Source organism: Streptomyces sp. NBC_00984 (genome assembly GCF_045162475.1).
Lineage (GTDB): Bacteria > Actinomycetota > Actinomycetes > Streptomycetales > Streptomycetaceae > Streptomyces.
The window spans coordinates 780,266-797,542 of the sequence record NZ_CP108735.1 but is presented as its reverse complement, the minus strand read 5'-3'; the positions used below and the strand labels follow the sequence as shown (position 1 = coordinate 797,542).

General features: G+C 69.1%; 21 protein-coding genes. 7 read left to right on the top strand and 14 right to left on the bottom strand.

Annotation, left to right across the window (positions count from 1 at the left end; all coding sequences use genetic code 11):
• The first annotated feature begins 30 nt into the window (after window positions 1–30).
• The 3 genes from OG520_RS43830 to OG520_RS43820 all read left to right on the top strand — a co-directional run bounded on the left by OG520_RS43830 (window position 31) and on the right by OG520_RS43820 (window position 1,655).
• Window positions 31–639: a hypothetical protein gene (locus OG520_RS43830; protein ID WP_331749404.1), complete on the top strand. Its 609-nt coding sequence runs from the start codon at window positions 31–33 to the stop codon at window positions 637–639.
• Entirely contained in the window at window positions 636–1,109 is a 474-nt protein-coding gene (locus tag OG520_RS43825) for a helix-turn-helix domain-containing protein (RefSeq protein ID WP_331749401.1), read from the top strand. The genes OG520_RS43830 and OG520_RS43825 overlap by 4 nt, the downstream gene beginning before the upstream one ends.
• Window positions 1,110–1,442: 333 nt before the next feature.
• A complete protein-coding gene (locus OG520_RS43820) occupies window positions 1,443–1,655 on the top strand; it encodes a hypothetical protein (protein WP_331749399.1) in 213 nt (70 codons plus the stop codon).
• A gap of 199 nt (window positions 1,656–1,854) precedes the next feature.
• On the opposite strand, the gene OG520_RS43815 is transcribed toward OG520_RS43820, so the two are convergent.
• The 4 genes from OG520_RS43815 to OG520_RS43800 all read right to left on the bottom strand — a co-directional run bounded on the left by OG520_RS43815 (window position 1,855) and on the right by OG520_RS43800 (window position 5,791).
• Window positions 1,855–3,192 carry an MFS transporter gene (locus OG520_RS43815; protein WP_331749396.1) on the bottom strand — a complete coding sequence of 446 codons (1,338 nt, stop codon included), beginning with the start codon at window positions 3,190–3,192 and terminating at the stop codon, window positions 1,855–1,857.
• On the bottom strand, window positions 3,189–3,854 hold the full coding sequence (locus tag OG520_RS43810) for a helix-turn-helix domain-containing protein (protein WP_331749393.1): 666 nt from the start codon (window positions 3,852–3,854) through the stop codon (window positions 3,189–3,191). The genes OG520_RS43815 and OG520_RS43810 overlap by 4 nt, the downstream gene beginning before the upstream one ends.
• A gap of 637 nt (window positions 3,855–4,491) precedes the next feature.
• Complete coding sequence (locus OG520_RS43805) at window positions 4,492–4,827, bottom strand: hypothetical protein (protein WP_406016778.1); 336 nt, start codon at window positions 4,825–4,827, stop codon at window positions 4,492–4,494.
• A 169-nt stretch (window positions 4,828–4,996) separates the two neighbouring features.
• Window positions 4,997–5,791: a hypothetical protein gene (locus tag OG520_RS43800; RefSeq protein WP_331749386.1), complete on the bottom strand. Its 795-nt coding sequence runs from the start codon at window positions 5,789–5,791 to the stop codon at window positions 4,997–4,999.
• Between the two features lie 350 nt (window positions 5,792–6,141).
• Between OG520_RS43800 and OG520_RS43795 the strand changes: the two genes are divergently transcribed.
• From OG520_RS43795 to OG520_RS43785, 3 genes are all read left to right on the top strand, one after another.
• Window positions 6,142–7,539 carry an IS1380 family transposase gene (locus OG520_RS43795; RefSeq protein WP_331749384.1) on the top strand — a complete coding sequence of 466 codons (1,398 nt, stop codon included), beginning with the start codon at window positions 6,142–6,144 and terminating at the stop codon, window positions 7,537–7,539.
• Window positions 7,540–7,748: 209 nt separating this feature from the next.
• Window positions 7,749–8,177, top strand: coding sequence for a hypothetical protein (locus tag OG520_RS43790; protein WP_406016777.1), 429 nt, complete (start codon window positions 7,749–7,751; stop codon window positions 8,175–8,177).
• On the top strand, window positions 8,170–8,436 hold the full coding sequence (locus tag OG520_RS43785) for a hypothetical protein (RefSeq protein ID WP_331749378.1): 267 nt from the start codon (window positions 8,170–8,172) through the stop codon (window positions 8,434–8,436). The genes OG520_RS43790 and OG520_RS43785 overlap by 8 nt, the downstream gene beginning before the upstream one ends.
• A 382-nt stretch (window positions 8,437–8,818) precedes the next feature.
• Here OG520_RS43785 and OG520_RS43780 read toward each other — a convergent pair whose 3' ends face one another.
• Window positions 8,819–9,739, bottom strand: coding sequence for an IS3 family transposase (locus tag OG520_RS43780; protein WP_331747561.1), 921 nt, complete (start codon window positions 9,737–9,739; stop codon window positions 8,819–8,821).
• The gene (locus tag OG520_RS43775; RefSeq protein ID WP_329196993.1) at window positions 9,736–10,044 is read right to left on the bottom strand and encodes a transposase; all 309 of its coding nucleotides are present in this window, start codon (window positions 10,042–10,044) and stop codon (window positions 9,736–9,738) included. Before OG520_RS43775 ends, OG520_RS43780 begins: the two co-directional genes overlap by 4 nt.
• A gap of 178 nt (window positions 10,045–10,222) precedes the next feature.
• Between OG520_RS43775 and OG520_RS43770 the strand changes: the two genes are divergently transcribed.
• On the top strand, window positions 10,223–10,417 hold the full coding sequence (locus OG520_RS43770) for a hypothetical protein (protein WP_406016776.1): 195 nt from the start codon (window positions 10,223–10,225) through the stop codon (window positions 10,415–10,417).
• Between the two features lie 2 nt (window positions 10,418–10,419).
• On the opposite strand, the gene OG520_RS43765 is transcribed toward OG520_RS43770, so the two are convergent.
• The 8 genes from OG520_RS43765 to OG520_RS43730 all read right to left on the bottom strand — a co-directional run bounded on the left by OG520_RS43765 (window position 10,420) and on the right by OG520_RS43730 (window position 17,073).
• Window positions 10,420–12,864, bottom strand: a complete 2,445-nt coding sequence (locus OG520_RS43765; protein ID WP_331749367.1) for a site-specific integrase — start codon at window positions 12,862–12,864, stop codon at window positions 10,420–10,422.
• On the bottom strand, window positions 12,861–13,919 hold the full coding sequence (locus OG520_RS43760; protein WP_331749364.1) for a tyrosine-type recombinase/integrase: 1,059 nt from the start codon (window positions 13,917–13,919) through the stop codon (window positions 12,861–12,863). Before OG520_RS43760 ends, OG520_RS43765 begins: the two co-directional genes overlap by 4 nt.
• Window positions 13,920–14,125: 206 nt before the next feature.
• Window positions 14,126–14,659, bottom strand: a complete 534-nt coding sequence (locus tag OG520_RS43755) for a hypothetical protein (RefSeq protein WP_331749362.1) — start codon at window positions 14,657–14,659, stop codon at window positions 14,126–14,128.
• Window positions 14,660–14,705: 46 nt separating this feature from the next.
• Window positions 14,706–15,116, bottom strand: a complete 411-nt coding sequence (locus OG520_RS43750) for a DUF6415 family natural product biosynthesis protein (protein WP_331749359.1) — start codon at window positions 15,114–15,116, stop codon at window positions 14,706–14,708.
• Window positions 15,117–15,160: 44 nt separating this feature from the next.
• Window positions 15,161–15,343, bottom strand: a complete 183-nt coding sequence (locus tag OG520_RS43745; protein WP_331749356.1) for a hypothetical protein — start codon at window positions 15,341–15,343, stop codon at window positions 15,161–15,163.
• Window positions 15,344–15,439: 96 nt separating this feature from the next.
• Window positions 15,440–16,288, bottom strand: a complete 849-nt coding sequence (locus OG520_RS43740) for a helix-turn-helix transcriptional regulator (RefSeq protein WP_266862525.1) — start codon at window positions 16,286–16,288, stop codon at window positions 15,440–15,442.
• A gap of 16 nt (window positions 16,289–16,304) precedes the next feature.
• Window positions 16,305–16,838, bottom strand: coding sequence for a DUF6879 family protein (locus tag OG520_RS43735; RefSeq protein WP_331749350.1), 534 nt, complete (start codon window positions 16,836–16,838; stop codon window positions 16,305–16,307).
• Window positions 16,807–17,073 (bottom strand): hypothetical protein, encoded by a 267-nt coding sequence (locus OG520_RS43730; protein WP_331749347.1) that lies wholly within the window; start codon window positions 17,071–17,073, stop codon window positions 16,807–16,809. Before OG520_RS43730 ends, OG520_RS43735 begins: the two co-directional genes overlap by 32 nt.
• Window positions 17,074–17,277: the final 204 nt, after the last annotated feature.

Below are 17,277 nucleotides of genomic sequence, written 5' to 3'. Positions count from 1 at the left end.
CGGGACAACCGGTGAATCCAGGCTAAGCCGGTGCAGCCGGTTGAGGACCTCGACTCGGTCGCTCGCCGCTACCCCCGTCGGAAGCTCTCGCTCAGCAGCGAGCGCAAGCCGATGGAGTTCTACGACACCCAGGAGCGCCCCAAGGCGTTCTCCATGGACTCGCTGGAGTTCTTCTTCCTGATCGCGCAGTACTTCCGCGAGGCCCTGCCGCTGCGGCTGATCCTGCTGATGATCGCGTGCCAGAAGGCCGGCGGACAGATCCGGCTGACGCAGGAGGAGATGGCGACCGTCCTGGACGTGCACCGAGGGAAGATCAACGAGGCGCTGCAGGAGGTCATGAGCCATGGCATCGTCTTCAAGGTGCGCCGTGGCGTCTACCAGTTCAACCCGCCCTACTCGTACCGAGTAGCGGAGTTCATCCCGGGCACGGAGCTGGTCGAAGCCGAGTACGTGCAGGTCGACCAGGACAAGACGATCGCGAAGATCCGCAAGGATGAGAGCCTGCCGGATCTGGTGAGGTTCCCGTCGCTGGAGCACATGCGCGAGGCGATCGAGGAACTGCGGAAGAAGCGGGCCGAAGAACGCGCTGCACGCCGACTGGCCCGTGCGCAGCGCCAGGAGGAGGGATCAGCCCAGTGAGTACCTTGAAGTGGTCGGCGACCAACGCCGACAGCCTTCTCGCAGACCTGGACCTGCCGCCCGCCGCCTACCGGGCGCTGCTCAAGCTCCGGGCGCGCAGCGAGGCCGGCGGCCGCATCGCGATGGACCAGGCCACCCTCGGTGAACTGCTCAGGCTCAGCCGCCCCAGCGTGAACGCCGCACTGCGAGAACTGGAGCTGGCCAAGCTCGTCAAGAAGGTCCGCAACGGCGTCTACCAGATCAACCCGATGCTCGCCGGCTACAACTCCCCCGAGGACGCCCTGGACGCCGTCAAGGCAATGCCCAAGGCGGACCGGCTGGACAGCAAGACCTACGTGGCGGACTACCACAGGGCCGTCGCCGCCTACCAGGACCAGCTTGCCGAGCAGCGAAAGAAGCGGGCCGCCCTGGCCGCCGCGAAGAAGGCGGCCGCGGGCAAGCGCCGCGGCTCGCTGCACGCCGTCGGCTGACCCGGCGGCCCGCCTCGTACGGACATCGGCGCTGCACCTTCGGGTGCAGCGCCGATCGCGTGCTTGGTGTCGATGCCGACGCCAGAGATCCACGCGAGCTTGTACAAAGACCCACGCCCACGGGGACAACCTGGGGATCGGGCGTATGTGAGACCGGCACGACTGGCGGCGCGCAGCAGCCGAACGACGGTTTGCTGCACGCCGCCGCTTCTCGTGCGAGCGCAGCGACGAACTGCGCAAGAACCGGTTGAGTTGTCCTGTTGCGCACTGTCCTTTGCCCAACATGCCTTCATATGCTCGCAGTTCACCTATCCGCCCGTTTCAGGGGGTGTCGTGCCAGCTGACACGATGTACTGCTACACCTGCGAATCTGACGAAGAGCACCGTCGCCTCAATGCCACGGAAAAGGTCTGGCTCAAGAACCGCACAGGCCGGAAGACCGTCGAGGAGTTCTTCATGTGCAAGGCGCCGGGCTGCCGCAATCTGCGCACCGGTTTCAACAAGCGCCCCTTCGAGCCTGTCATCCGTGTGCCCTTGCCCGACTGACCCCTCGTGGGACAGCGGGCCCGCTGACGCGCCCTGCTGACACACCACTGCGAGGTCTCGCGGTGTTTGATCGCCGTCCGTGAAGGAGCCGACGACGGCGCGAGCAGCGGCGCCGTGCAGCAGACGAACGACCGTCTGCTGCACGAGGAGCGGTGGGAGGGAGAAGGAAGCCAGATGGTCCACCTCCCTCCCGTAAACGTCATGTCGCTACATTCGCACTGTCTTGTGAGGCGTCTTCCTTGGAATGCGGCTTCACGGCGCCCCGCCCCCGCGTACGGTCTATCTCGCGCCATTCCGGCCGCAGTCCAGCCAGATTCGTGGTGAGGAAGTACGCGGCGCCGCAGGCGAGCAGCACCGGCACGAGTCCGACAGCGGTCACCGCGGCCCCGGCGAGCAGCCCGCCGAGAGGGGTCCCGGCCCAGGACAGCGAGTCACCGAGGGCGTTGACCCGGCCCAGCATCCGGCGCGGCACCCGCTCGACGAGGACGGCTCCTAGCACTGGGTTGACGAAGCCGGCGCCGAACCCACTGACGGCGAAGACGGCCAGCACCACCCCCAATGGGGCATCGAAGGTGAGGATCAGGAACCTCGGTGCCCCGGCCAGCAGGAACCCGGTGAGGACCACCACCCGCCGCCGCAGCCGGTGCGCAACCATCGCGGCGATCAGGCTCCCGCCGACCGCCGCGGCCCCTATCACGCTGCCCATCAGGCCGATCGCGGTCGGCCCATTGCCGGACTCCCTGGCCCAGACGGGTACGAGCACCGAAGTGAACGCCGCGTCCAGCAGGTTGGTGATGCCGCACATGACGATGACGGTGAGCAGCAGCGGCTCGCCGCGCAGGAAGGTGAAGCCCTCGGCGAGCCGCCGCCAGTAGCCCGGTCCCGTCCCCTCGGTCGGCGAGGGGGCTTCCTCGGCCGCGTGCCCCATGCCGCGAGGCAGCGCGAGTTTGATGATCACCGATCCGAGGGCGAAGCAGCCCGCGTTGACGGCGAGTCCGGTCAGGGGGCCGAGCAGCGCCACCAGGGATCCGCCGACCGCCAGGCCGACGGTGGAGGCGAGCCGCTCGATCACGCCGGCCAGACCGGTGGCCCGCTCCAGCGGCACCCGGCCGCGCTCAGCCGCCTCCGGGACCATCACCTTCTTGGCCAGGTCGCCGGGTCCCCGGGCCGCGCCGATCAGCGCGACCAGAACCAGCAGGAGCGGAAAGGACAGCAGGTCCAGGGCGTGGAGCAGGGGAACCGCGGCGGCGGCGGTCGCGCTGGCCAGATCGGTGGTCCAGGAAACGGCCCGCGGGCCGATCCGGTCCACCAGAGGCCCGGTGAACGCCTTGACCACCACGTAGGGCGCCATCTCGCAGAAGGCGACCAGTCCGGTCTGGGTGGCGCTGCCAGTTGTGACGAGGACGAACCAGGGCAGTGCCACAACGGAGATCCGAGTGCCGGTCAGCGACACAACCATGGCCGCCAGCACCCCGCCCAGCGGTCGTAAGGACCTCTTGCCGGGTATGCCGCAGGCCTCCGAGGCGTCGTCGGTCATGACGTCGGGCTTCCTTCCTCTTCCTGAGGGCGGGAAGGGAGCGGCGACGCGGCAGGCGTGTCCAGTTCGGGCAGGACATGCGTGATCACGGCGACCCGCTCGGCTCCTTCAGGACCATTTGCCGCCGTCTCGGGCGTATCTCGCCGGTAGCGCGCGATGACCTCCGTCAGCTCCCGGTACAGGACGGCGGCCTCCTCCGGCGTGATCCGCAAAGCCCAGTCGCTCATGTCGAAGGTGTTGCGCCATGCGCGGGGCATCGTCTGAAGCCCATTCAGGGCCTGCTGCGTGCGCAGGGTGTAGATAGCCGCGATGGACTGCTGGTAGGCCAGTGCCGCCTCGGGCTCCCGCTCGGTCAGCTCAGGATCGTTGAACCAGGTAGTCCGGTGCACCGACCGCCACCAGCGCTCTCGCGCGTTGCCGCGTTCGGTGTCCTCCTCGACGAAACCGGCCGCGCCGAGCTGCCGGAGGTGGTAGCTGGCCGTACCGGAGTTCACGCCCAGCCGCTCCGCGAGGCGGGTGGCCGTCGACGGGCCGTACTTCCGTAGCAGCCCGACCAACTGCACGCGCATCGGATGCGCCAGGGCACGCAGCCCCTTGGCATCCAGGACAACCGAGTCTTCTTCAACGTTCGGGCCATCCGGCCTCTCCACTGCATCAGTCATGCGACACACAGTAGACCCCAAAGAGTCCTTCGCAAAGAGCCCTTCGCGAAGAAGTCTTTGCGGTTCAGCAGGCTTGCGAGGGACCGCTGCTCAAATGCGCTGACCTGCCTGCCCTCTGGTCGACGGAAATTCGCGCTCGTGGGGTGCGGCGGCGCGGGGCCGGTAGCTCCTCAGCCCTGGCGGGCTTGCGGTGCCCCGGCGGGGCGGTTGGCCGCCGTAGGCGGCTGTGGCCAGTTCGCCGCCTACGACAGGAGAGGCGTGGTTGGGCCGGAGAGAGGTTGCTGGAGGCACACACGCCTGCTCGGATGCCTGCGGGCATCGTCGTGGCTGGCTTTCGGTGGCTAGGTCAGGACAGAACTTAAAGCAACTGAATTGGTCGGCGAAGGAACCTTGGAGGACCCACCCGGCTCGCAGCCACCACGCATTCACTCATTCGAAGGGTTTGCGCTGAGACACTGCCGAGCCTTCCACCACGTCGCCCGTTCCACACAGCTGATGGGATCACCGCTGGTCCCTGCCCGCTGAGACACCCCAACTGTTCCTAACAGCCGCGCGGTGGAGAAAGGCCAGCGCTCCCCACTCGCCTCTCTGCGCCCGGCACCGGCACCGGCCTGAGCCTGCGGGCGCCCGTACAGTGCTACGCCGGTGCTCCCCCGCCCGCCGCGTCCCAGCCGTCCAGGAAGGCGGCCAAGACGCGGCGTTGCTCTTCCTCGCGAGCGACCTGCCGGGCGAGGACGTCGCGGTCGATGTACGGGTCGACGGCGGCGAGGACCAGGCGCTGGAGTTCGGCCGGCTCCAGCGCCTCCACCTCCCACTGCACCGGGCGGCGGAGGTCGAAGCCGTAGCGTCGGGCGAAGGTCGGCCATCGCGGGTCGCCGTGCTTGCCCTCGGTCGCGGACAGCTCGTAGGCGCGCACCTGCTCATAGGTCAGCAGCACCCGCTCCGTCCGGCTCCAGCAGCCCGTGCGCGTCACCCAGTCCCGCTCGATGTCCTCGCCCGAGCAGTCGAAGTCGCCGACATTTCTCCGGGGCTCCGCGAGCGTGCGGTTCGAATCTACGCACCTCAGAAGCGGTCGGGACGACCATAGCCGCTGCAACACCTGTGGTGCACGCGGCTGGCTACAGAGTCACCTGATCGCACTGCTATGGCTCCGAGCAGGCGGGTTCGCTGCCGTCCTCATCGGAGGTGTCCTCTCCCCCGGACCCCCTTCGAGCTGGCCCAACATGATCTTCAACAGGCCGAGCTGGAAGAGGTACGAAGCCATCGGGCAACCAGGGCGCTTCGAACGGGGTCGTCCAGCCGAGAGGAAGTTCCGGCGCTAGGTTGCCCAGGATGGCCCCAGGATACCGAAGGCGGTAGTAGCGCTTCAGCATCGCGCCAACCACGTTGAGGGCGTTGTCGAGCTCTTCCCAGGACAGCGAAAGCCCGAGGGTTGCACCATTTCGCTGGCGGTGCAGCAGGATCTTGTTGGTGTACTTGCGGACGGTACCGAATGTCGTTGCAAGGGTGTCGATGTCCGCCTGTACCAGCTGCGCGTCGATGTGGGGCTGCCCAGGCCCGGAGAACAGGTCAAAACCCGGCTTAACGCTCGCCTTCAGTTCATCACCCTGCGAAGGGTCCGCATCAATCGCCGCCTCGTAGCGGACCCGGCTGGCGACCTCCGGGAACTTCACGAGTTCATCGAGACACCACCGCAGGCTGGACGTATCTGCGCCGGCGTCGCACTCACGCCTGACTCCCGCAACCTGAGTCACCACGTAGAGCCTTGTAAACCAGTTGGTCACGATGGTGTTGAGCTCGACTGCGGTCGGCGCCTTCCACATCTCCTCGATCGTCAACCAGACGTGGCGGTTGTGAAAGAGGGTGGCGATGTCCCGGTACGAGTCGTCGTATGCAGCGCACCAGCGCTCCCAGCGGGCGTCCAGATCCATAGTCATGCGAGCGAGGCTATGGGCCCTCGCTGACCTCTGCGCGCACTTTTGTGCGACTGGAGCGAGGCCGACCAGCAGTGGCTCCTGGCGGTTCACCCAGTGGTCGTAGGAGCGGTGTGGCTGCCACTGCAGGCTCGGGGGCGGGCCCGGTGCAGAGTTCGATCTTTCGGCCAACCGGCGGAGCAACAACTCCGGCCGTCCGCTGTTGTCGGGCTTTTTCCGTGTTGCCGCTTAGCCTCGATCCACCGACCCGTGCCTTGTGGATAACGTCTCGGAAAACGAAGAAGTGCCTTGTGACCTGCGATGATGGGAGTTCTTCAGGCTCCATCACGCACAATCAGCAAGGCACTTCCGAGATGCAAGTTTCCCACACGCGGGCGGCGGTCTCCGCTGCCTTCGATGACGCGAACCTGATCGCGCATGCCGGGCTGGTTCCGGTGATGCGGCTGGCCGAGCGGTGCGGTCTGCCCCGGCTGGTGAGGGAGAAGGTGAGGCTGACCGGGACGAAGAACGGCGCGGGTGCCTCGGCGGACGCCAAGGTCACCGGCATCGTGGGCGGCATGGCCGCAGGGGCGGACAGCATCGACGACCTCGACGTTCTGCGCCACGGTGCGATGTCGGCCGTGTTCGAAGGGGTCCGTGCCCCGTCCACCCTGGGCACCTTCCTCCGCTCCTTCACCCACGGTCACGCCCTCCAACTGCACGCGGTACACCGCAGGTTCCTCGGCGAACTGGCCGCGCACACCCCGTTGCTGCCCGGCTCCGGCGAGAAGGCGTTCATCGACGTCGACTCCACCCACAAACGCGTCTACGGCCGCACCAAGCAGGGTGGCGAGTACGGCCGGTTCAAGGGCATCCGCACCCTGCACCCTCTGCTCGCCACGATCTGCACCCCCACCTCCCGCCCGGTGATCGCCACCGTGCGGATGCGCCGCGGCAAAGCAGCCGACTCCCGGGGCGCCCCGAAATTCGTCAGCGAGGCGCTGGCCACCGCCGTCGAGGCCGGCTGCACCGGCATGCGCATCTTGCGCGCGGACTCGCAGTTCTACAACGCCGGTGTCATCGCCGCCTGCCGCCGGTCCGGCGCCCGCTTCTCCCTCACCACCGGGATGAACCCCTCCATCGAACGAGCCATCCACAGCATCCCCGACACCGCGTGGCAGCAGATCACCTACCCGACCGCGGTGCCCGACCCTGAGACCGGCGAGCTCATCTCGGACGCCGAGGTTGCCGAGATGCCCGCCTACACCGCCTTCGCCAGCCGCAAGAAAGGCGAGCGGGTCACGGCCCGGCTGATCGTGCGCCGAGTCCGTGACCTGGCCAAACCCGCCGTCGTCGGCGAGCAGGGCGAGTTGTTCCCGGTCTGGCGCTACCACCCGTTCTTCACCGACACCCCCGCGCCGACGCTCGAGGCCGAGCGGGAGCACCGCCACCACGCCGTCGTCGAGCAGGTCATCGCCGACAGCAAAGCCTCCGCCCTGGCCCACCTGCCGTCGGGACACTTCCACGCCAATGCCGCCTGGCTGATCCAGTGGGCGATGGCCTACAACCTGCTGCGGGCCGCCGGGGCACTGACCTCCGCCTTCCACGCCAAGGCCACCACCGCCACCCTCCGCGCCCACCTGGTCCAGGTCCCGGCCCGGATCGCCCGCTCCGCACGGCGCGTCACCCTGCACCTACCGCACAACTGGCCCTGGCAAAAAGCCTGGACGCACCTGTTCGACACCGTCCACCGCCCACCCGAACCCGCCTGACAGTCTCTGCCCACCCCGCCCGCCAGGGCCCCACCGGAACCAAAACCGTGGAAAAGCTGGGCAGACCAGCGGATGCAGCACGCCCATGCCCATCGGTCGACCCAAAACCGGCTCAGAAGCCCGTCAGAAGATCACTTCCAGACCACGTCGGCGGATCGAGGCTTAGCGTGACTCGGGTGGGAATGCAGAGGTACCAAGAGCACCAGCTGATGGAGGAGCTGCATGACGCCAGGCGGCTCACGCGCCGACCGCACCCTCCGCCGCTCGTCTACTGCGGCGTCGGCGCGGCGCTGGCACTGGCAACAGCGTCGCTGCTGGCGCTGGTATCGGTCTACGGTGCCAAGACCGTGGGCTCCCGAATCGCCTACGGGGCCAGCGGGCTGGTGGTTGCCATCACAGTTGGCCTCCTGATCACCGGCATCAATCACCGTCGACGCTGCGTCTTCGCGGCCTACGCTGTCGGTCTTCGACTGGCCGCAGCGTTGAATCCGCGCGTCGAGGGGCAGAGGCTGGACCCAAACTTTTGGCCGCACGCTGATGAAGAACTGGATCGGCTTCAGAGATTTCTCGTTCGTTCAGGCGCGTACCGACAAGCCGAGGCGCTAGTCAAGGCTCGCTCGGGAGCAATGGATGGTTAGCGCCTGGCGGTGGTACCTGCAGTACGTTGCCGTGCCCGTTGCGGGTTCGGTGGCAGTCATCGTGGGCGCCGTCTTCGGGGCCGAACTCAGCCATGACGCGCCGAGCACGCCGGACTGCATGGTTCAGCTGACGCAGGCGACCAGCCTCATCGACAAGCACCCGGAGCTGCAACCTTTCGTGAAGGGAAGCCCAGAGGTTGAAAAGGACTGTCGCCTCAGCGAGGTGGTCCGTCGGCTGAAGTCTCATCCTTCCAAGTGACCGTCGCACCTGACCTCGACGTACGACACTTGCCGACTGCCTCGACACGCCGTCTACCCTCCGGCCTGGACCACGGATAAGGTGACCTGCTGATTCATCCCGAAGGTGGGGGCGCGTCGCGTCCGCGGTTGACCTGGGCCATCAGCTCGCGGTTGGCGGCGCGGGCAGCGGCGAGGTCGTCGTCGCGGTCCTGCAGCTTCAGCTCTAGGTCGACGACCTGCTGTTCGAGGGTGGTGATCCGGGCCTGGAGCTGTTCGGTGTCGTCGGGGCCACCGATGCCGGACTCACGCCAGACCTGTTCGCCCAGGACCTGGCTGAGCCGGCCTTCGAGGCGGCGGATGTGTGCGGCAATGAGGTTCCCCCGCTGTGCGGGAGTGGCTGACTAGCTGGTCAGGGCGGGTTGACGTGGTTTCAGGTTCACTTGTTCGGCTGCTGCCTGGTTGGCGTAGTGCTTCTCCTCGTACTCGATCGGGCTGAGGTAGCCCAGCCGTTTCTGGATGCGGCGGGGGTTGTAGAAGCCGTCGATGTACTCGAAGAGCGCGAGGTTCGCTTCGGCCCTGGTGGCGAAGACGCGGCCGCGGATGCACTCGGTCTTGATGACCATCCACAGGTTCTCCGCCAGGGCATTGTCGAACGAGTCGCCGACCGAGCCCATGGACGCCTGGATACCGGCCCTGACCAGGCGTGTCGTGAGCTTCACGGACGTGTATTGACAGCCGTGGTCGGCGTGGTGGATGAGCTCGCCGGGGGCGACTTCGCGGTTGGCCAGGGCGTATTCCAGCGAGGTGAGGACCAGGTCGGCGTCCGCGCGGGCGGAGGTCTCCCAGGCGACCACCCGGCGGGAGAACGCGTCGCGGATCGCGGACAGCCACAGCGGCCCCTCCCCGGTGGGGATCATGGTCAGGTCGGTGACCCACAGCCGGTTCGGCCCGTTCGCGGTGAAGTCGCGCCCGACCAGGTCAGGGGCGAGATCGGCGTCCGGGTCGCGCCGGGTGAAGCCCTTGCCCCGGCGGGGGCTAATCCCGGCCAGGCCGGCCTGGCGCATGAGCCGCTCGACGCGCTTTCTGCCGACGTGGACGCCCTCACGCCTGAGGACGGCGTGCACGCGGGGTGAGCCGTAGATCCCGCCGGACTCGGCGTGGACCTGGCGGATCCTGCTGGTCAGCTCGGCGTCCCGGCGGCTTCGTTCGCACGGCTCGGTCTCGGCCTGGCGCCACCGGTAGTAGGTGGAGGAGGGGATGGAAAGTTCCCGGAGTACGGGCTCGACCCCCAGATGCGGGTGCGCGTCGAGGAGCGCGGTCACCTGGGCCGGGTCGGGTCGAGCTGGGCCGCGAAAAAAGCCGAGGCCGTCCGCAGGACCTCGTTCGCCCGCTTGAGCTGGGCGTTCTCCTTGCGCAGGGCGGCAAGTTCCTCACGCTCGGCGGTGGTGAGCAGGTCGCCCCGCTCGCCGGCGTCGGCCTCGGCCTGGCGGATCCAGTTACGCAGGGCCTCGTGGTGCACGCCGAGCTCCTCGGCCATACGACGGATCACAGGCTTCGGCTCGGCAGTCCGGTACATCTGCACCGCACGCTCACGCAACTCCAGCGGGTATTTTCTCGGGGCAGGCATCGTCTGGGCTCCTCTCATGAGACCCATCTGACCCTCTGTCACCCATCCCCGCATCTCGGGGGAACCTCACAAGGCGGGCCGTACGGGCGTCGGCTGCCGCCAGGTCGGTCTGCAGTGAGGCCCGGCTGACGGCCGGCCCGCGGCCGCCGGGGACAGTGGGCGGCTCGGCCGCCTGGGCGTGGATCTGGCCGAGCAGGTCGCGGTGGCGGTAGAGGAAGGTGCGGTCGACGCCCGCGCGGCGGGCGATCGCCGCGACGCTGGTCTCGGAGCCGCCCTTCGCGGCCTCGGCCAGGGCCGCGAGGACGCGCTGACGGCGTCGGCCGGTGTCGGCCCTGCGGCCTTCCAGCATGGCTTGGACGGCAAGGTCGGGTGAGGTCATGCGGGTCGCTCCGGTCGTAGGTCGGGCAGGGGCTGGGGAACGCGGGGCATGCCGAGGAAGCCCTGGCGGGTCTTGCGGACCATGGCCGCAGCCTGCTGGATCTCGGCGCGTTCGGCGTCGGTGAGTTGGTCGACCTCCTCGGTAACGCGACGAATCAGCCGCCGGACGCGGGAGATCTCTTCCTCGGACGGGGTGGCCTCGGCGCGGGCCCAGTCGTCGGCCTCGGTCATCGACCGCAGCCGTTCACGCTGCCGCAGCAGACCGTCGAGGTAGGCGGCCAGCTCGGGGAGGTGGGAGGCGTCGGTGGAGTAGTGGTCGCAACCCATGCAGCGGAACCGCAGGGGGCATGCGCCGCCTCCGGCGGCGACGTTGGATGGCTCGGAGCAGGTGCCGAATGGGACCTGGACCGACCCGATCGCCAGGCGGACGCGTTCGGCGTCCAGCAAGGTGGTGACCGCTCCCCAGACACGCTGGCCGTGGCGGTCGAACTGCATCGCGGTGACCTTGTCGACGGCCTCGCGCAGCCGTACTTCCTTGACCCGGTAGTAGCAGCGGGTCGACTGGTAGGAGTCATGGTCCATCAGGGGTGAGAGGACCTCGATAGGGACACCGGCGTCCGCGTGGCGCTGGGCGAAGGAGTGCCGGTAGGCGTAGGGGAAGATCTTCTCCTTGTCGAAGACCGTGCCGTCGTCGAGGCGGAACTCCGGCAGGGCGGTGACCCATTCACGGTGCACCCCGCTGAAGTGGGTGGAGTCGATGCCCTTGGCCCCGAGCTGGTTCATCACCGACGACGGCAGCAGGGCCAGCGGCCGGCCCGGGTAGAGGAGGCGGACACGTTCCTGCTGCTCGCGGATCAACTGTGCGGTGGGTTCGTGGATCGGCAGCTCACGCCGGATCCGCTGTTCCTTCCAGTTGTTGTAGACCAGGATGGGCTTGCCCTGCCGGTCCCGGTTCAGGCAGTGGAACTCCAGCTTGCAGATCTCCTCCGGGCGCCGGCCGGTGTCCATCATCAGCTCCACCGCGACGCGCAGCTCCCGGCAGGTCATCTGCTCGAAGAGATCCAGGTGAGCGCAGAGCTGCCGCATCACCTCCGGCGGCAGGTCCTGGCTCTCCTCCGAGGGCTCTGGTGGTTTCGGGACGTCGTGCCGAGTGATCACGAAGTCGTCCGGCAGCCCGGCCATGGGACCGTATGCCCTGGTCAGGCCCATCACGCGGGCCTGCCGCAGGACGTTGCGGGCGGCTCTTACGTAGGTGGTGCGGGTGCCGGCGGCGATGCGGCCGTTGGCCTCCAGGAACGTCATGCGGTTCAGATAGTTCTCGATGTCAGCCCGCCCGAGCGCCGCCGTCTCCATGCCGTGGTCCTGGCGGGCGTCGAGGCTCCGGGACAGGAAGGCCAGTCCGGTCAGGTGCTGGCGGGCGTGGGAGCACGTGCTGCGCGAGCGAGCGCGGGTCAGGTAGTCGCGGGCCCAGCGCTTGGCGGTCTCCTTCAGCCAGGGCTGGTGGACGTCGGTGAACTCCACCGATCCGCGGTGCCCGAAGACCGCCAGGTCCCAGATGTCCTTGCCGTACTCGCCTTCCGGGGACTTGAACGCCCGTAGCGCGTAGGCGGTCAGGCGGTTGAGTAGTACCTTCGCGGTGCTGTTCGCCTCCGGACCGGGGACGTCCTCCAGGCAGCCTGCCAGGGAGGGGCGGATAGTGCGGTCGATGAGCGAGCGCAGCCCGCCGATGTCGGTCTTCGCGCCGCGCTGGCAGCGGTGCTGCAACCCGAACAGCAGCTGCGCAACGACCAGGTCCGCCAGGCCCCGGAAGCTGATCTCGGAGCCGCTGCATCCTGACGGCACGGTCCGCAGCCACAGTTGCTCATCGAGGTCCGCCTCTGTCTTGCGGAGGTGGTTGAGCTGCTTGCCGTGCGGATGGCAGAGCCGGTGGCCCACGGCGGTCACGGCCTGCCGGGTGCAGGCGAGCACGCCGCAGTCGCCCTGGTGCGGCAGGGCCAGGGCCGAGGGGTCGGCGAGGAACTCCATCAGCGTGCTGCCGAACTGCTGGTACTGGTGCCAGTGCGAGCGACACAGCGGCTGGCTGCAGGAGTTGATCCAGGTCCGCTCGCAACCGCCGACCCGGCACTCGCCCGGACCCACCCGCGGGGCCGTGCGCGGGAGCTTGACGAACTCCTCCAGCGGCAGTCCGGACTTTCGGTGCTGGTCCTGGCAGGTTCGGCACAGACCACGGCCCTTCGACGGCAGGTCACACTCCGGCACCGGGCAGGCCCGCATGCCCAGCATGGGATGGTCGACCGGCGCGCTCAGGACGCGCCGCCCAGCGTCCCAGCCGACCTCTGCGAAGAACCCCGGCTTGATCAGCGACCACAAGAACGCGGCCCGCTCCTCCTCGCAGGCGCCCGTGGCCGGAGGCGCCGCCGGCAGCCTCACCGCCGCGGTCATCGGCTTCCTCCCGCCAGCTCGCGCGGCGAAGGCACCCGCTCCACAGCCCGGCGCAGCCGGTCCGGGTCCGGGTGCAGATACGGCTCGGCGCTGGACAGCCTCTCGTGATCGAGCAGGGCGGCCACTTCGTCCAGGCTGCCACCGGCGTCCACGACGTTGCTGGCCATCGCGTGCCGGAGCATGTGCGGGGTCACGATCCTCGACAGCCCTGCCCGCTTCGACAGCCGCTGAAGCAGCTCGGTGAAGGCGTCCGGGCTCATCGGGGCGCCCAGCGGCTCGGCGAACAGGTTCACCAGCACGAAGTCGCTCGCCGCTCCGTGGGGCAGCGCCATCCGCTCGATCACGTACTGGTCGTGGGCCTGGACCACCAGGATGTCGACCGGCTTGGCCTTCCCCGGACCGGCGGACTGCTGGCGCTTGGCCCACGCCCCGTTAGCGTTCTCCCGCCGCAGCACGTGCAGGTGCGAGCCCGCCACCCGGCAGCCGAGCGCGGAGGAGTCCGGCATGAAGTGCATGTCCTCGCGCCGCAGGCCCGCCCCGGTGCCGCGGCGCAGTCCGGCCCGGGCGAGCAGCAGCACGATGAAGCGGTCCCGAGCGTTGCGGCAGGCCACGAACAGGGCCACCGCCTCGGCGTCCGTGGCCCGGTCCCGGCGCTTGCGCGGCACCTGCACCCGGTGGCGGGCCTTGAGCCGGTAGCTCATCCCCTCGCCGCGGGCCTCCTCGGGCAGGTCCCAGTCCTCGGCCACCTCGTAGAGCTGGACCAGCACCTCCGACGGGATGGTCTTCGCGGTGATGCCGTGCAACAGGAACTGCCGCACCCCGGTCAGCACGTTCCCGATCCGCCCGGGCTGCCGGTGGGGCTCCGTCCCCGGCCCGGCCATCACCACCCCGCGGCCCGCGACCGGCCGCTCGATGCCGGTGGCCTCCGGCGTCCCGTACTTCAGCCACACGGTGAACAGCCCGAGATCCACCGCGGCGGTCCGCCAGTCGCGGCCGGTCCGGGCACACCAGCGCAGGTACAGCGCGACGTGCCCGGCGTACGTACGGGTCGTCAACTCCGCCTGTGATCTCGACCGAACCGCACGTACCGCAAGAACGCATCCGCCGCCGGCACCACCGCCAAGTCTTCGTCCAGCACCGTCCAGTACCCGGCACCCGAAGGCAATTGCACACGAAACGCCCGCAAGGCTCTTCCTCCACTCCATCTGCAACGTGTCGCAACGATCACGACAGCTCCAGAGATACGAGGGAGAACCCCAGCTCACACGATCAGACGCAGCGTCCTGCGACACGTCGAAGCGCCAGGGAGAACGACCACTAGGAGCACGGCGTCACGCGGGTCGGCGGTGACGCGGTCGTGGACGACGTCGGCGTACGACTGCGAGCCGAAGCCGCGGACCACCAGCACCGGGATGCCCGCAGGAGCGAGCCAGCCGGTCAGCTGCTGGCGCAGGGTGTCCTTCTCCGCCGCGACGTACAGCGCGTACTCCTGGCCCTTGGTGCGGTCGAGGCGGAACCAGTCGGGCATCTCCGCGAGGAACGCGTCCGCGCCCTCCCATGCGGGCGGGACGTGGATCTCCCGGACGGTGTCGATCAGGTCGGGGAACCGGCCCTCCCGGCGGGCCTTGGCCAGCTGCGCGGACAGCCGCCGGTACATCGGCGCCGTGTGCGGCAGCGCACCCTCGGAAACCAGGCGGTACATGACCTGGCGCAGCGTGACACCGCCCTCGTAGCTCTCCACGATCTCCCGGGCCCGGTCGACGACCGCCGGCCACCGGATCCGTTCCCGCGCCATACCGGTACTTGTACCCTTCCGCGCGCCGTCGGCCCCGAGACACGGGTCACCCGACGGTCGGTGCAACCCTCTCCGGGGTGAGCGCGGCCTCCAACCGGTCCAGCCGTTCGTAGAGCGCGCGGACCAGGCGGGCGCGGTTCTGGACGCAGCGCACGGTGCCCTCCAGCGTCGCGGACAGCCGGCCTTCCGCCTCACGCAGGACGACATCGGCGAGCGCCCGGGGCCCGCTGTCCTTGGGCAGCTGGTTCGCGCGGCGCCGGACGTCGGAGGCGACCGCGCGGGCATGACCGGTCAGCTGGAGGCCGATCTGCTCGTAGTCGCGTTCGGCCAGCGTGTCCTCGCCGGTCCACGCGAGCACGGCCTTGACGAGGCACTCGTACGGCTCGCGGTCGAGCGGGAGCTCCGCCTCGATCAGCCCGTCGGGGTCGTACAGGACCGTGTGGCTGCTGGTGTGCATGGCGGGCCTCGCTGCTGGGGCGTCGTCGCGCGGGTGGCCGGCGGTCACCGCTGGGTGTCCTCGCCGCCGTCGGCCCCGTCGTCCTGGTCCTCGGTCTGCTGGGCGAGGAACCGGGCGAAGCCGCGGTCCGCGCGGGTCAGCAGGGCCGGGGAGGGAACGCCGTAGGCGGGCGGCTGGAGGCCGCGGCCCTCCGGGGCCGGGGCGGTGAAGTCGGTGTGTGCACGCATGGGGACCCGCCTCTCCGGCTGGTGGTCCGTCGGTGCCGTCGACGCTACGCAGCTACGGGCCACGGCCTCAACGAAGTTGCGGAGAATTGCGGAGGTTCACTCCAGGGCGTCGATCGCGGCCCGGATGAGCGTGCGGGCCCCGTCGCCGTACACGGCCATCTCCGCGAGGCCGGTGAACGCCTTGGCGTAGTCGGCGAGCTCGCGCGGCTGCTTCACCTTGATCTCCGCCGTCAGGGTCTCCACCACGACCTGGGTGTCGTCGTGGAGGTAGAACGCCTCCAGCGGCCACACGGTGCGCTGCGCGGTGAACGGGATGATCCCGAGCGAGACCGAGGCGAGCGGCATCACGGCCAGGAGGTGGCGCAGCTGCCCGCGCATGGCGTCGGGGTCGGCGGTGCGGTAGCGCAGGACGGATTCCTCCATGAGGACGACGTAGCGGTGGCCGCCCTCGTAGAGGAACCGGGAGCGTGCGACCCGGGCGGCGACGGCTTCGGCGACGTCGTTCGGCGTGCCCTGGAAGGTCGTGATCTGCCCCATGAGGGCGGTGGCGAAGGCCGGGGTCTGGAAGAAGCCCGGCGGGACGTTGGAGACGTAGACCCGGCAGACGCGGGTCTGCTCGTGCAGGGCGTACCAGCCCTCTTGGACGGTGCGCATCCCGTTGCGGTGCAGGCGGCGCCACTCCAGGTACATGGAGTCGACGGCGCGGGCGGTGGCGATCAGGTCCTCGGTCTGGTCGTCGGCGCCGCACGCCGCGCACCAGGTGCGGATGTCCGCGTCGGAGGGCGGGGCCTCGCCCTTCTGGATCCGGGTGGTCTTCGCGGGGTGCCAGCCGCACCGGGCGGAGAGTTCCTTCCCGGTGAGGCCGGCGTCCCTGCGCAGGTGCTGCAGCCGCACGGCGAGCGCCTCGCGGGCTGCTTGTGCGCTGGAGGATGGAGAGGCGGTCATGTGGCTGCTCAGGGGCCTAGACGGTGTACTTCTCGTGCGGGATGCCGCGCTCCCAGACCGTCTCGAACGCCGACGCGCACAGGCTGACCGCGGCCGGGTCCTCGGTGATCTCGCAGCCGGGGGCGACCCAGTCGCCGTCGCCGCTGAAGAAGTGGAACATGGCCAGGCGCCCGTCGATCAGCCAGAAGTCGTTGCCCGGCAGGGCGATGTCGGAGGCGTTGCGGCGGGGCAGCCAGCGGACCTGTTCGCCGGCGTCCACGTTCAGCGCGGTGACCGCGTGTTCCCAGCGGATGTAGTCGGTGACCGGCTCGGAGACGATCCGGGCGCGCCGCATGACGACTCCCCTGGCCAGGGTCTCCTTCACCAGTCCGAGCCACTCGGGCCACCAGCGGGCGGTGGGGTCCAGGTCGATCTCGCCGGTCCGGGCGAACAGCTCGATCTCTTCGGCCTCATCGCCGACGCCGTAGCGGTCGCGCATCTCCAGGTGCACCGCGCTGTGCTGAGCGCCCCTCAGCAGTTCAGCGAAGTCCGGCACGCTGCTCTGCGACATCACACGCCTCCCTCAGAATCGACGCCATCCGGACCGGGATACGGATCACCGTTTCGTGCGGCGGGATGCCCGCCGCGTGGCCGGGCACCCACTCGGTCCCGCCGACCATCGCCTTCAACAACCCTTCGGCTTCCTCGCCCTGGAGAACCAGGTCGGCACTCTCTTCCTCCACCCACACCGTCGGCGATCCACCGCCTCCCGTGTTCGGGTCGATCCCGACGAACCGTAACGTCATGGCGCTCTCCCGTATCGAGTCGGTTGCGCTTAGTTGCGCCGACCGTCTCGCGTATCGGCGCCCTCGGTCAAGACCGGGGCCGGATCTGTCCCTCGTACGGTCAGCAGCGCGCCGAAAGCGACAGCCGGGTGGGCCGGACGGGTGGCCGACGGGTCCGTGGCGTGCCGGGGCCGGCGGGCTGCCGGTTGTGGGGTTCAGCGGACC